At 69.2% G+C, this 14286-nt stretch carries 9 protein-coding genes and 1 pseudogene; 7 read left to right on the top strand and 3 right to left on the bottom strand.

Going from position 1 to position 14286, the window contains the following annotated elements; translation table 11 throughout:
* Positions 1–129: 129 nt before the first annotated feature.
* Entirely contained in the window at positions 130–1149 is a 1020-nt protein-coding gene (locus ACFXN1_RS21465) for an alpha/beta hydrolase (RefSeq protein ID WP_379440256.1), read from the bottom strand.
* A 199-nt stretch (positions 1150–1348) separates the two neighbouring features.
* Here ACFXN1_RS21465 and ACFXN1_RS21470 point away from each other — a divergent pair, with 199 nt between their 5' ends.
* From ACFXN1_RS21470 to ACFXN1_RS21485, 4 genes are all read left to right on the top strand, one after another.
* Positions 1349–1798, top strand: a complete 450-nt coding sequence (locus tag ACFXN1_RS21470) for a helix-turn-helix transcriptional regulator (protein ID WP_357000421.1) — start codon at positions 1349–1351, stop codon at positions 1796–1798.
* A 5-nt stretch (positions 1799–1803) separates the two neighbouring features.
* Entirely contained in the window at positions 1804–2217 is a 414-nt protein-coding gene (locus tag ACFXN1_RS21475; RefSeq protein ID WP_379440254.1) for a VOC family protein, read from the top strand.
* Positions 2218–2262: 45 nt separating this feature from the next.
* Positions 2263–4644, top strand: a complete 2382-nt coding sequence (locus ACFXN1_RS21480) for an ATP-binding cassette domain-containing protein (RefSeq protein ID WP_379440253.1) — start codon at positions 2263–2265, stop codon at positions 4642–4644.
* Positions 4645–4721: 77 nt separating this feature from the next.
* Complete coding sequence (locus ACFXN1_RS21485; RefSeq protein WP_379440251.1) at positions 4722–5933, top strand: serine hydrolase domain-containing protein; 1212 nt, start codon at positions 4722–4724, stop codon at positions 5931–5933.
* Here ACFXN1_RS21485 and trpS read toward each other — a convergent pair.
* Both trpS and ACFXN1_RS21495 read right to left on the bottom strand, forming a co-directional pair.
* Positions 5930–7003 carry a tryptophan--tRNA ligase gene (gene trpS / locus ACFXN1_RS21490; protein ID WP_379440249.1) on the bottom strand — a complete coding sequence of 358 codons (1074 nt, stop codon included), beginning with the start codon at positions 7001–7003 and terminating at the stop codon, positions 5930–5932. The two genes, ACFXN1_RS21485 and trpS, sit on opposite strands and share 4 nt — an antisense overlap.
* A 152-nt stretch (positions 7004–7155) precedes the next feature.
* Entirely contained in the window at positions 7156–8460 is a 1305-nt protein-coding gene (locus ACFXN1_RS21495; RefSeq protein WP_379399212.1) for an MFS transporter, read from the bottom strand.
* A 183-nt stretch (positions 8461–8643) separates the two neighbouring features.
* Here ACFXN1_RS21495 and ACFXN1_RS21500 point away from each other — a divergent pair, with 183 nt between their 5' ends.
* From ACFXN1_RS21500 to car, 3 genes and pseudogenes are all read left to right on the top strand, one after another.
* Entirely contained in the window at positions 8644–10185 is a 1542-nt protein-coding gene (locus tag ACFXN1_RS21500; protein WP_379440248.1) for an MFS transporter, read from the top strand.
* 127 nt (positions 10186–10312) lie between these two features.
* A pseudogene (locus ACFXN1_RS21505) lies at positions 10313–10501 on the top strand (alpha/beta hydrolase); the annotation flags it as partial.
* Between the two features lie 251 nt (positions 10502–10752).
* A complete protein-coding gene (gene car / locus ACFXN1_RS21510) occupies positions 10753–14283 on the top strand; it encodes a carboxylic acid reductase (protein ID WP_379440246.1) in 3531 nt (1176 codons plus the stop codon).
* Positions 14284–14286 lie beyond the last annotated feature (3 nt).

Here is a 14286-nt window from a genome sequence, read left to right on the forward strand (position 1 = left end):
GTGGTGTTCTCCCCGGGGGTCTTCCCCGCCCCCCCCACCCTGGTGGCAAACCGGGACAAGTGGTAACACCCCCGGAAAACAGCGGCACCGCGTGCCGATAGACGGCGTGCGCCGCTCGCGAACCGTGACTCAGGCGGGAATGCCCATACCCGAGGCCAGCAGCGGCCACGAGTCGTGCAGGGCGGTCTCCCAGTACGGCCAGTAGTGGGTGCCCACCGGGTCGAACTGGTAGGTCGCCGGGATGTTGATCGAGTCCAGCTTGTCCTTGAGGTTGTGGGTGCAGGCGTTGACGCCGCCCTCGATGATCATGCCCAGCGCCAGGTTGATGTCACCCTGCGGGCCGGGCGCGGACTTGGTGTAGTACTCGACGTCCTTCATCAGCGGAATGCCGCTGCCGCTCGAGATGTAGAGCTGGGTGCCGCGCAGCTTCTCGGCATTGATGACCGGGTCGTTGGCGGTCCACAGCGGGCTGTTGTCGGGACCGTACATGTTCTCGGTCTTGCCGCCCGCCCAGGTCTCCACGGCGAACTTGAGGAACTGCTTGCCCATCGGGTCGGCGATCTGCGCGCACCCACTGTAGGCGGCCACCGACTTCCACAGACCCGGCTGGGCCTCGGCCAGCTGCAGCACCGAGGTGCCGGAGGTGGACAGGCCGGCCAGGGCATTGAGGCCGGTGGACCCGAGCGCGGCATCGAGCAGCGGCGGCAGTTCCTGGGTGAAGAACGTCGTCCACTTGTTGCGCCCGAGCTGCGGGTCGTCCTTGATCCAGTCGGTGTAGTAGCTGCCGCGGCCACCGATCGGCTGGATCACATTGACCTGCTTGTCGGCCAGGAAGCCGAGGGCATTGGTCTGGGCGTTCCAGCTGGCGGTGCCCAGGCCGCCGTCGAGGCCGTTGAGCATGTACAGGTTCGGCGCGGCCTGCGACTCGTCGGCCGGACGCTGCACGTCCACGGGGATGTCCTGGCCCATGGCCGCGGAGTAGACCTTCAGATGCCAGGTCCGTCCATCCTTCTGGATGGAGCTGATGGCCGAAGGCTTGTCCGGGTCGGCCGTGCCGGTGCCGGTGGCCAGGGCCACGGACAACGCGGCGGTGAGCGCGACGGCGGCGGTCCGCAGAGCGGTCCTATTACGTAGTGCAGAGAGCTTCATCGAACAGCTGATTCCAGTCCTCGGGCCACGCTCGGCCTCATCGTCGATCCGTGCCGGGGCCCCGGCCGATCCGGTTCCCCCGACACGCTATGTCTTGTGTCAAGGCAAAACTGTTACCTGACAAAACGTTTGCAGGGTAGCCCCAAATCGCCGGGTACGCCGTCGCGACAGTATTCGCCCAGCGTGCGACCATCGAGAGGTGACCGGTAAACCCGACGAGGAACAGCGTTTGCGCGATCTCGCGCGGCTGCGGCGCGTGCGGGACCGCATCGACCGCGAGTACGCGCAGCCGCTGGATGTCGAGGCCCTCGCCCGCGACGCGCACATCTCCGCCGGGCATCTGAGCCGGCAGTTCCGGGCCGCCTACGGCGAATCGGTGTACGCCTACCTGATGACGCGGCGCATCGAACGGGCCATGGCGTTGCTGCGGCGCGGGGACCTGAGCGTCACCGAGATCTGCTTCGCGGTCGGCTGCTCCTCGCTGGGCACCTTCAGCACCCGCTTCACCGAGCTGGTCGGGGTGCCGCCCAGCGTGTACAAACAGCAGATGGCCGATGCCCCCGAGGGCATGCCCTCCTGCGTCGAGAAGCAGGTGACCCGACCGATCAGGAATCGAGAAGCCCAGGCAAGCGCTCCGCAACTAGCCTGATCGCCATGGATATCACCATTTCAGCGAGCTTCCTCCCGCACAATGACGCCGATGCCGCGCTGGCCTTCTACCGCGACGCGCTCGGCTTCGAACTCCGCAAGGACGTCGGCTACAACGGGCTGCGCTGGCTCACGGTCGGCCCGGCCGATCAGCCCGGGACCTCCATCGTGCTGCACCCGCCGGCCGTGGATCCGGGCATCACCGAGGACGAGCGCAAGCTCATCGTGGAGATGATGGCCAAGGGCACCTACGGCGGCATCCTGCTGGCCTCCGCGGACGTCGACGCTGCCTTCGAGAAGCTGCAGGCCAGCGACGCGGTCGAGATCGTCCAGGAGCCGACCGATCAGCCCTACGGCGTGCGTGACTTCGCCGTGCGCGACCCCGCGGGCAATCTGGTTCGTATCCAGCAGGTTTCCTGACCGCTCTTCCGCCCCACCGGTACGCCCGCACAGATGGAGACACGCATGGCCCCGAGCAAGTCCCCGCAGCCCGCCCTGCCCGCCGCCGACGCCCACGACCTGATCCGGGTGGTCGGCGCGCGGGTGAACAACCTCAAGGACGTCTCCGTCGATCTGCCCAAGCGCCGGCTCACGGTGTTCACGGGCGTATCCGGTTCGGGCAAGAGCTCGCTGGTCTTCGACACTATCGCCGCCGAATCCCAGCGGCTGATCAACGAGACCTACAGCGCCTTCGTGCAGGGGTTCATGCCGACGCTGGCCCGTCCCGAGGTGGACGTGCTCGAGGGCCTGACCACCGCCATCAGCGTGGATCAGCAACGCATGGGCGGGGATCCGCGCTCCACCGTCGGCACCGCCACCGACGCCAATGCCGTGCTGCGCATCCTGTTCAGCCGCCTCGGGCAGCCGCATATCGGCTCGCCACAGGCCTTCTCGTTCAATGTCGCCTCCATCAGCGGTGCGGGCGCGGTGACCGTGGAGAAGGGTGGCAAGCAGGTCAAGGAGCGGCGCAGCTTCTCGGTGACCGGCGGCATGTGCCCGCGCTGTGAAGGGCGCGGCGCGGTCAACGACATCGATCTGACCCAGCTCTACGACGACAGCAAGTCGCTCAACGAAGGCCCGTTCACCATTCCCGGCTACAGCATGGACGGCTGGTACGGGCGGATCTTCATCGGCAGCGGCTACTTCGACCCGGACAAGCCGATCAAGAAGTACAACAAGCGCGAGCTCGCCGACCTGCTCTACCGGGAACCGACCAAGATCAAGGTCGAGGGCATCAACCTGACCTACGAGGGCCTGATCCCCAAGATCCGAAAGTCCATGCTGTCCAAGGACGTCGACTCGCTGCAGCCGCACGTGCGCGCGTTCGTCGAGCGTGCGGTCACCTTCCAGATCTGCCCCGACTGCGACGGCACCCGGCTCAGCGAGCCGGCCCGGTCCTCGAAGATCCGCGAGATCAGCATCGCCGACGCCTGCGCCATGCAGATCAGCGACCTGGCCGACTGGGTGCGCGAGCTGACCGAGCCGTCGGTCGCGCCGCTGCTGGAATCGCTGCAGCAGGTGCTGGACTCGTTCGTCGAGATCGGGCTGGGCTATCTGAGCCTGGACCGTGCCTCGGGCACGCTGTCGGGCGGTGAGGCGCAGCGCGTCAAGATGATTCGGCATCTGGGTTCGGCGCTCACCGATGTCACCTATGTCTTCGACGAGCCGACCGTCGGCCTGCACCCGCACGACATCCAGCAAATGAACGATCTGCTGCTGCGGTTGCGGGACAAGGGCAATACCGTGCTGGTGGTCGAGCACAAGCCCGAGACCATCACCATCGCCGACCACATCGTGGACATCGGCCCCGGCGCGGGTTCCGGCGGCGGCGAGATCTGCTTCGAGGGCACCGTCGACGGGCTGCGCAGCAGCGGCACCATCACCGGACGCCACTTCGACGACCGGGCCGCGCTCAAGGATGTGGTCCGGAAGTCCAAGGCGGCGTTGGAAATCCGCGGCGCGACGGCCAACAACCTGCAGAAGGTGGATGTCGACATCCCGCTGGGCGTGCTGGTGGTCATCACCGGTGTCGCAGGCTCGGGCAAGAGCTCGCTGGTGCACGGGTCGATTCCGGCCGGTGAGGGCGTGGTGTCCATCGACCAGGGCGCGATCAAGGGTTCACGGCGCAGCAATCCGGCCACCTACACCGGCCTGCTCGAGCCCATCCGCAAGGCGTTCGCCAAGGCCAATGGCGTGAAACCCGCGCTGTTCAGCGCGAATTCGGAGGGTGCGTGCCCGACCTGCAACGGCGCGGGCGTGATCTACACCGACCTGGCCATGATGGCCGGCGTGGCCACCGTGTGTGAGGAGTGCGAGGGCAAGCGTTTTCAGGCGGCGGTGCTCGAATACCAGCTCGGCGGGCGCGATATCAGCGAGGTGCTGGCCATGCCGATCAGCGAGGCCCTCGGGTTCTTCGCGGATGGGGAGGCGAAAATCCCTGCCGCGCACAAGATCCTGCAGCACCTCGACGATGTCGGCCTCGGTTACCTGAGCCTGGGGCAGCCGCTGACCACGCTGTCCGGCGGCGAGCGGCAGCGGCTGAAGCTGGCCACCCACATGGGGGACAAGGGCGGCGTGTACGTGCTCGACGAGCCCACCACCGGTCTGCACCTGGCCGATGTCGAGCATCTGCTCGGATTGCTGGACCGACTGGTGGATTCCGGCAAATCGGTCATCGTCATCGAGCATCACCAGGCCGTCATGGCGCACGCCGACTGGATCGTCGATCTGGGACCGGGTGCGGGTCACGACGGCGGCCGGATCGTGTTCGAGGGCACCCCCGCCGATCTGGTGGCCGCGCGCTCGACGCTGACCGGTCAGCACCTCGCCGCGTACGTGGGTGCCTGAGAACTACCCGAACCCCGCCGGGAATATCGGCGGCCGTCGGCGGTTGACTCGGCTGTCGACGAAAGGGAGCGATTGCGGTGAACGGGTTTTCGGCCGAGGGGCTGAAGAAGGTGAGCGAGGTACTCGACGGGTACGTCGAGCGGGACGAGGTGGCCGGCGTGGTGGCCGCGATCTGCCGGCACGGCGAACTGGTGCAGGTGGACACGGTGGGCTGGCGGGATCGAGCGGCCGGGCAGCCGATGCGGCGCGACACCCTCTTCCGCATCGCCTCCATGACCAAGCCGATCACCGCGGTGGCGGCGCTGACCCTGGTGGACGAGGGCCGCATCGCGCTGTCCGATCCGGTGGACGCCTGGCTGCCGGAACTGGCCGGCCGCACCGTCATGCGCGACCCGGACGGCTCGCCTGATGACGTGGTGCCCGCCGAGCGCCCGATCACGGTGGAGGATCTGCTCACCTACCGGCTGGGCCTGGGCTGGGGCCGCTCCAGCCTCGCACCGCAGTTGTTCGCGCTCACCGCCGATCCCATCGCGAGCGCCATCGGCGTCGCGAACGCCGAACGGCTGGCGCCGGACGAGTGGTTGCGCCGGGTCGGCGAGCTGCCGCTCATTGCGCAGCCCGGCACGGTGTGGCGCTATCACACCGCCTCCGACATCCTCGGCATCCTGATCAGCCGGGTGACCGGGCAGCCGCTGGAAACCGTGCTGCGCGAACGGGTCCTGACGCCGCTGGGCATGGCGGACACCGGATTCACGGTGCCCGAATCGGAGCGCGACCGCCTGAGCGTGCTGTACGGCCCCGACCGTACCGAACTCGACCGGCCCGCCACCACCGCGTGGGGCGAGGAGCCGCTGTTCCCCTCCGGCGGCGCGGGCCTGGTGTCCACCGTGGACGATTACGCGCGCTTCGCCCGTATGCTGCTCAATGGCGGTGAGCTGGACGGGGTCCGGATCCTGTCGGCGGAAGCGGTTGCCGCGCTGAGCCGGGACCACCTCACTCCCGAACAGCACTCGGCCGCCCCCTTCAATCCGCCACTGGGCCAGGCCATCTGGGCCGATCAGGGGTTCGGCTACGGCGTGAAGATGCAGACGGAACCCGGCAGCGGCATCCCGAGCGTCGGCACCCTGTCCTGGCCGGGCGGTCTGGGCACCGCCTGGTACGCCGACCCCGAAAAGGATCTGGTGACACTGCTTTTCGTGCAGTCCGCCAACATCATCATCGCCGCCGAGTGGCGCAGCCCGCTCGGCGACGACTTCCTGACCGCGGTCTACGGAGCCCTGACGGACTAGTACACCGTCCCCATCGCCGAGCGCACTTCGTCCAGGGTGCGTTCGGCGATCTCGTTGGCGCGCCGATTGCCCTCGCGCACAATGCCGCTCGCGAAATCCGGGTCGGCGGCCAGCTCCGCGCGCCGGGCCCGATGCCCTGCGAAGAAGTCGTTCACCGCGTCGGTGGCCAGCTTCTTCAGCGCCGCGCCGCCGCCGTCGCCGAGCTTGTCCGCCAGCGTCTGCTCGTCGGTGCCCAGGCACAGTGCGGCCGTGGTGAGCAGCGCCGAGACGCCGGGCCGGGCATCGGGATCGAAGGTGATGCGCCGGTCGGAATCGGTTGCGGTGCGGCGGATGAGCCCCGCGGTCTCATCCGCGGTCATGGACAGCGAGATGGCATTGCCGTAGCTCTTGGACATCTTGCGGCCGTCCAGGCCCGGGATCTCCGGGGTCGAGGTGAGCAGCGCCTGCGGTTCCGGGAACACCCGGCCGTAGCGCTCGTTGAAGCGCCGCGCGATGACCCGGGTGACCTCCAGGTGCGGCAGCTGGTCCTTGCCCACCGGCACCAGATTGCCCTTGCAGAACAGGATGTCGGCGGCCTGATGCACCGGATAGGTGAGCAGCAGCCCGCTCAGCGCCCGCTCCGAGGCGGCCAGCTCCGCCTTCACCGTCGGATTGCGGTGCAGCTCCGACTCGGTGACCAGACTCAGGAACGGCAGCATGAGCTGATTGAGGGCCGGCACCGAGGAATGGGTGAACACGGTCGCCCGGCTCATGTCGATCCCGGCGGCGGCGTAGTCCAGCACCGCGCTGTAGACGTTCTCGCGGACCTGGCCGAGGCTGTCGCGGTCGGTGATGACCTGATAGTCGGCCACGATCACCCACAGGTCCACGCCCAGTTCCTGCAACCGCACCCGCTCCCGGACGGTGCCGAAGTAGTGGCCCAGATGCAGTCTGCCCGTGGGCCGTTCACCGGTGAGGACGCGGAAGCGGCCGGGATGCGCGGCCACCTCGGCGGCCAGCTCGTCGCTGCGCTCGCGGGACGCGGCGAAGGAATCCGAAGGGGTAGTCACGTACAACTCCTGAAAGTTCATGGAGGGCTGCACGAGCTGGGTGTTCCGGTCGGGAAGCACGGGCCGCGTACAGCCCGTGGTCATGGTTCATCGGGCTGCTAGTGCAGCCGGCGCCATGCCTGCCGAGTGGGAATCACCTGTCCACCTTAACAAGCCGCGGCCGCGATCGCCGGTCAGGGGTGCGCTGACACCACCCGCGGCATGGGCGCGACCGAGCCCGGGCACGGCGCCGGGCACAGATGTCCGGCCAGCGCGGTGTGCGGACTGCGGTGGCGCAGCGACCCGGCCAGGGCGACCGCCTCCATCGCGATCACGATCAGGCCGTAGCCGTAGGTCGTGGCGGCCAGGCCGAACCGCTGCACGCACAGCCCCGCGATGACCGCGGGCACACTGAGCGACAGGTAGGAGACCACATAGATCGCGGTCACCACCTCCGCCCGGGTCTCGGCCGGTGACAGACCGGTCAGCATGCGCAGCGCACCCGAGAACGACGGCCCGAAGCCGACCCCGGCCACCACACTGGCCGCGAAGAACAGCCACACCGATTCCGTCGCCGCGCCCAGCAGCGCCAGCGAGACCCCGGACATGAGCAGGATCGGCCCGCGCAGCAGCGCCTGATCGATGGTCCAGTCGCGTGCCAGCAGTGCGGTCACCGCCGAGGTGCCCTGCAACGCGACCACCACCAGGCCACCGGCCAGCGGTGTGCCGACGTGGAAGTGCACCTTCATGAGCGCGCCGCCCAGCGCCAGATAGAGGCCGCCCAGCGCCCACGTGGCCGCGATGGACGGCACCAGGGTGAGGAAGGCCACCCGGACCTCTTGCGGCACAGACACTTTGGGCTTCAGGGACGCCAGGCCCCGCCCGTCGGGCGCGACCGTCTCCGGAATCAGCAGCACGCCGATCACGATGACGGTGAACGCCACCGCGAGCAGCCAGTACACCAGCCGGGTCGGCGCGGGCGCGTAGGCCACCAGCAGCCCGGAACTGATCGCGCCCACCGCGAGCCCGCCGCCGGCCGCCACATTCGTCATGAGCGCGCCCAGCCGCGATTCCGCGGGCTGCAGATCGATGAGTGTGGCGGTGATCGCACCGGTGGCCAGTCCGGTCGCGATGCCCTGCACGATGCGGGCGGTGAAAAGCCAAGTCACCGACTGCGCTTCGGCGAAGGCCAGCGTCCCGGCCAGCTCCACCAGCACCGCGGCGATCAGCACCGGCCGCCGCCCGATGTGGTCGGACAGCGAGCCCGCGAACAGCAGAGTCACCAGCAGCGCAATGGCATTCGCGGCATAGACACCCGTCGACACCAGCGACGAGTAGTGCCACATCTGCTGATACACCGGATACATCGGGGACGGGGCCGCCGACGCGAACAGGAGCAGCCCCAGCGCGATCGACAGCAGCCAGAATGCCGCCGAGTTCGAGATCCGGTAGCGCGCGGGGGTTTCGACGCGCACGGCGTCGTCGGGAAGGTTCTGCATCGTTCCTCGGGCGAATCGTCGTTTGAGTGCCGTTCGAGTGTGACCCATCGGGGACGGGAGTTCGACCCGTCATGCTGACCGGCCGCGCTGTCAGTCCGCTGGCACTCCGATACCAGGGCCCTGCCAGCGGATTCGGCGATGCTGGCGGTGTTCGCCTCTCCCGGAACGAAAGTCGTCGAGTCAATGAACAGCGAAGAACACCGGCGCGCGGGCCGGCGGGAATGGAGCGCGCTCGCCGTGCTCGTCCTGCCGCTGCTGCTGGTCTCCATGGACGTCTCGGTACTGTATTTCGCGGTGCCCTTCATCGTGCGCGACCTGGATCCCAGTGCCACTCAGCAGCTGTGGATCTTCGACATCTACGGCTTCGTGCTGGCCGGGCTCCTGCTCACCATGGGCGCACTCGGCGACCGCATCGGCCGGCGGCGGCTGCTGCTGATCGGCGCGGCCGGCTTCAGCGTGGCCTCTTTCGCGGCAGCCTACGCGCCGAATGCCGAGGCGCTCATCGCCGCCCGCGCCGTGCTCGGCATCGCGGGCGCCACCCTCATGCCGTCCACGCTGGCGCTGATCCGCAACATCTTCGTCCACGACGCCGACCGCACCAGGGCGATGGCGGTGTGGGCGGGTGTGATGAGCAGCGGCGTGGCCATCGGCCCGGTGCTCAGTGGCGCACTGCTGCAGTACTTCTGGTGGGGCTCGGTGTTCCTGATCAATATCCCGGCCATGGCGCTGCTGCTGGTGCTGGCCCCGGCGCTGCTGCCGGAATTCCGTGGGGCGCGGGCGGAACGGTTCGACTGGATCAGCGCGGTGCTGTCGCTGGCGGCGGTCATGCCGATCATCTACGGGCTCAAGGAATGGGCCGCCAATGGATTCACGGTGTGGCGGTTGGTGATCCTGCTGGCCGGGCTTGGGGTGGGCGCGGTGTTCGTGATCCGGCAGCGGCGGGTGCCGGACTCGGTGCTCGACGCCGCGCTGTTCACCCGGCGCACCTACACGGTGTCGGTGTCGGCGCAGCTGCTGGGCATGTTCGCCCTCGTCGGCAATGCGGTGTTCGTGACCCAGTACCTGCAGTCGGTGCTCGGCATGAGCCCGTTCGTGTCGGCGCTGTGGAGCCTGGCCCCGGCCGTGGTGGTGGGCGGCGCGGCCCCGCTGGCGGCGACGCTGGCCCCGAAGCTGGGGCCGGGCCCGGTGGTGGCGGCCGGATTCCTCATCGCCGCTTCGGGTTTCGTGGTGACGGCGCTGGTCGGGGTGCACTCGCTGGTGCTGGTGCTGCTGGCGGCCGCCCTGCTGGGCGCGGGACTGGTGGTGGTGATGACCCTGGTCACCGATCTGGCCATCGGCGCGGTGGCGCCGGAACGGGCGGGCGCGGCCGCCGCGGTGCTCGAGACCGGCGGCGAATTCGGCGGTGCGCTCGGCATCGCCGTGCTCGGCAGCATCGGTGCGGCGGTATACGGCAGTAGGGTCGATCGCGCCCTGCCCGCGGATCTGCCCCCTGCCGCCGCGCACACCATTCACGAAACCCTCGGCGGCGCAGTCGGTGTCAGTGCCGGCCTGCCCGGCGGGGACGCCGTCCTCTCGGCGGCCCGCGCCGCCTTCACCTCGGGTATGAACGCCATGGCGATCCTCGGCGCGATCGTCATGGTGGTGGCCGCCCTCGGCTGCGGGCTGCTGCTCCGCACCGACCGGCCCGCCGCCGAACCCAGCCCCGCCGACGAGGCCCTGGTCTGATCGGCCTTCAATTCGGCTGGATGCCAGGCGATTCCGGCCCCGCGCAGAGCGGGGCGGGGCTCGGTGACCTCCACCAGCAGCAGGTCCAGGCTCAGCGCAGCCACTCCCGGCCGGGACCGGCTCCAGCGCGGTCATCACCGAGGCCGGTGACCTGCCCAATGTCGAGGGCCTGGTCTACGTCGCCGCCTTCGCGCCGGATGCCGGGGAGAGCCCCGGGCAGTTGCCGCCCGCCGCGGCCGACGCCCTCGCCCCCGACGGATATCTCTGGATCACGCAGGAGAAGGTCCACGACAGCTTCTGTCATGACCTCACCGAGCCACGCCTCGCTGGCCTCGCAGCCGGTCGCCATCGCCGACCTGATCGATGCCGCGGTGACCGATCTCGGCTACCGGTAGCACGCTGCGGATTCGCGGCGCATTCTGGATTGGGGGTGCGCCGCGGAGTTCTTGACTTTCCCCTCCCGTCGCCCCAAGGTGGAAACGTTAGCAAAGCTAATTGATGGGGAGAAAACCCGACGTCCGAACGAATTCGTGGCGTCGTGATCGCCGGAGACCAGGGAGGCCATTGATGGTCGAGGACGCCGTTCGGGCGGAGCTTACCCAGCGATTCGCGGATCGGCTCGCGCATGCCGAGATCGCGAAGCGGTTCGAAGAACTGATGGCCGACGATCAGGTGCGGGCGCTGGTCCCGCTACCCGAGGTCGCGGCCGCGGCTCAGCAGTCCGGGCAGGGGCTGGCCGGTGTGGCGGCGGTGCTCTTCGGCGGATACGCCGACCGGCCCGCCATCGCCGAGCGGGCCACCGAGATCGTGGTCGGCGCCGACGGGCGGCGCACCCGGCGGCTGCTGCCCGCGTACCGCACCACGAGCTATGGCGAGCTGTGGGTGCGTTCCGGGGATATCGCGGCCGCCTGGCACGCGGACCCGCGACACCCCCTGCGTGCGGGGGACTTCCTGTGCATCCTGGGCTTCGCCAGCGGCGACTTCACCGCCGTGGAGCTGGCCGGCATCCGGCTGGGCCTGGTGAGCGTGCCGCTGCAATCGGGTTCGCCTGCCGCACAATGGCATTCGATCATCACCGAGACCGGCGCCCGGACGCTGGCGGTGAGCCTGGAGCTGCTCGCGCCCGCGCTCGACTGCGTGCTCGGCGGCACGCCGGTGGAATCGATCGTGGTCTTCGACTTCGAACCCGGCGACGACCACCACGCCGAGACCTACGCTGCCGCACAGCGCCGCATCGCGGAGTCGGGGGCCGCGATCAGCCTGGAATCGCTTGCAGCCGTGGCGGGCCGGGGCCGGGACCTGCCCGCGGTGCCGCTGCACGTGCCCGCCGACGAGGACGAGCTCGCCCTGCTCATCTACACCTCCGGCAGCACCGGGACCCCCAAGGGCGCGATCTACCCGCAGCGCCTGGCGACCGGTATGTGGTTGGGGCCCACGGTCATTCCGGCCCCGGTCATCAATTTCTGCTATATGCCCTTGAGTCACGTCGCCGGCCGGATGGTGCTGAGCGGCACCTTCGCCCGCGGCGGAACCGCGTATTTCGCGGCGGCCAGCGACATGTCGACCCTGTTCGAGGATTTCGGCCTGGCCCGCCCCACCGAGGCGTTCTTCGTCCCGCGCGTGTGCGACATGGTGTTCCAGCGCTATCAGAGCGACGTGCAGCGCCGCATCGCCGCGGGCGCGGCCCCCGCCGAGGCCGACGAGGCCGCGAAAGCCGCACTGCGGCAGGACTTCCTGGGCGGCCGCCTGCTCCGGGTCATGGTCGGCAGCGCGCCCATCTCCGCGGACATGAAGGAGTTCATGAACTCGGTGCTGGGCCAGCCGCTCGTCGACGGCTACGGCTCCACCGAGGCCGGCGGCGGCCTGCTCATGGACAATGAGATCCGCCGGCCGCCGGTCATCGACTACAAGCTGGCCGATGTGCCCGAGCTCGGCTACTTCGCCACCGACAAGCCGTACCCGCGCGGCGAGTTCCTGGTGAAGTCGACGCAGCAGATCCCGGGCTATTTCAAGCGTCCCGAGGTGACCGCCGAGATCTTCGACGAGGACGGCTACTACCGCACCGGCGATATCGTCGCCGAGGTCCGGCCCGACCACCTGGTGTACGTCGACCGCCGCAACAATGTGCTCAAGCTGTCGCAGGGCGAGTTCGTGGCCGTGGCCAAGCTGGAGGCCGTCTTCGCCACCAGCCCGCTGATCGCCCAGATCTTCGTGCACGGGTCCAGCGAGCGCTCGCACCTGCTGGCCGTCATCGTGCCCTCGGCGGCCGCCCTCGCGCTCGAACCCGCCGAGATGACCGCGGCCATCACCGAATCCATGCAGCAGATCGCCAAGGACGCCGAGCTGGAGTCCTACGAGATCCCGCGCGAGTTCCTGATCGAGACCGAGCCCTTCACCCAGGACAACGGCCTGCTGTCCGGCATCGGAAAACTGTTGCGGCCCAAGCTCAGGCAGCGCTACGGCGAGCGGCTCGAGGAGCTGTACCGTGCGCAGGCGCGGCAGCAGGAGGACGAGCTGCTCGCGCTGCGCCGCGAGGCCGCCGACCGGCCGGTGCTCGAGACGGTGTGCCGGGCCGCCCGCGCCGTCCTCGGCGGCGGCGAGCCCCAGGCGGATGCGCACTTCACCGATCTGGGCGGGGATTCGCTGTCGGCGCTGTCGTTCTCGACGCTGCTGCGCGAGATCTTCGATGTCGAGGTGCCGGTGGGCGTCATCGTCAGCCCCGCCAGCGACCTGGCCGGGCTGGCCGCCCGCATCGAGGCCGAACGGTCCGGCGCCGGCGGTCGTCCCACCGCGTCGACCGTGCACGGCGGCAGCGAGATTCGCGCCACCGACCTCACCCTCGACAAGTTCGTGGACGCGGCGACCCTGGCGGCCGCGCCCGGTCTGCCGCTCGCGCCGCAGCCGCCGCGTACGGTGCTGCTCACCGGCGCCAACGGTTACCTCGGCCGGTTCCTGTGCCTGGAATGGCTGCAGCGCCTGGACGACACCGACGGCACCCTCGTCTGCATCATTCGCGGCCGCGACGCCGAATCGGCGCGCCGGCGGCTGGACGAGGTGTTCGACAACGGCGATCCCGAGCTGTTGCGGCTCTACCGGGAGCTGGCCGGGCGTCGCCTGCGCGTGCTGGCCGGCGACATCGGCGCACCGAATCTCGGTCTGGACCAAGCGGTTTGGCAGGAGCTCGCCGAGACCGTCGACTTCATCGTGCACCCGGCCGCGCTGGTCAATCACGTGCTGCCCTACGACCAGCTGTTCGGTCCCAATGTGGTCGGCACCGCCGAGGTGATCCGCCTGGCGCTCACCGCGACCCGCAAACCGGTCACCTACCTGTCCACGGTCGGTGTCGCCGATCAGATCGACCCCGCCGTGTTCACCGAGGACGGCGACATCCGTGAGATCAGCGCCGTGCGCACGGTGGGCGACGGGTACGCCAACGGCTACGGCAACAGCAAGTGGGCCGGTGAGGTGCTGCTGCGTGAGGCACACGACCTGTGCGGGCTGCCGGTGGCGGTCTTCCGCTCCGACATGATCCTGGCGCACAGCGTGTTCGCCGGGCAGTTCAACCTGCCCGACATGTTCACCCGCCTGCTGCTCAGCGTGCTCGCCACCGGTCTGGCCCCGAAGTCGTTCTACGCCTTGGATTCCGACGGCGGGCGGCGACGGGCCCACTACGACGGCCTGCCCGCGGACTTCACCGCCGCCGCCATCACGGCTCTCGGCGCCCGCGTCACCTCCGGTTTCGAGACCTATGACGTCCTCAACCCCCACGACGACGGCATCTCCCTCGACGAATTCGTGGACTGGCTCATCGAATCCGGTCATCCCATCGACCGCATCGACTCCTACCCGGACTGGGCCGGCCGTTTCGAGACCGCCCTGCGCGCGCTGCCGGAGCAGCAGCGCACCCACTCGGTGCTGCCGCTCCTGCACGCCTACCGCCGCCCCGGCCTGCCCGTCGCGGGCGCGGCGCTCCCGGCCAAGCGCTTCCAGACGGCCGTGCAGCAGGCGAAACTCGGCCCGAACGGCGATATCCCGCACCTGACAAGGGAACTCATCGACAAGTACGTGACGGACCTGAGGCTGCGCGGTCTGCTGTAGCCC

The organism is Nocardia sp. NPDC059154, assembly GCF_042755705.1.
Classification (GTDB): Bacteria; Actinomycetota; Actinomycetes; order Mycobacteriales; family Mycobacteriaceae; genus Nocardia.

What these genes read in the sequence shown, in the direction of transcription:
- ACFXN1_RS21465 (WP_379440256.1), bottom strand. Translation starts at nt 1,149, where the DNA reads ATGAAGCTCTCTGCACTACGTAATAGGACCGCTCTGCGGACCGCCGCC.
- ACFXN1_RS21475 (WP_379440254.1), top strand. Translation starts at nt 1,804, where the DNA reads ATGGATATCACCATTTCAGCGAGCTTCCTCCCGCACAATGACGCCGAT.
- ACFXN1_RS21480 (WP_379440253.1), top strand. Translation starts at nt 2,263, where the DNA reads ATGGCCCCGAGCAAGTCCCCGCAGCCCGCCCTGCCCGCCGCCGACGCC.
- trpS (WP_379440249.1), bottom strand. Translation starts at nt 7,003, where the DNA reads ATGAACTTTCAGGAGTTGTACGTGACTACCCCTTCGGATTCCTTCGCC.
- ACFXN1_RS21495 (WP_379399212.1), bottom strand. Translation starts at nt 8,460, where the DNA reads ATGCAGAACCTTCCCGACGACGCCGTGCGCGTCGAAACCCCCGCGCGC.
- ACFXN1_RS21500 (WP_379440248.1), top strand. Translation starts at nt 8,644, where the DNA reads ATGAACAGCGAAGAACACCGGCGCGCGGGCCGGCGGGAATGGAGCGCG.
- car (WP_379440246.1), top strand. Translation starts at nt 10,753, where the DNA reads ATGGTCGAGGACGCCGTTCGGGCGGAGCTTACCCAGCGATTCGCGGAT.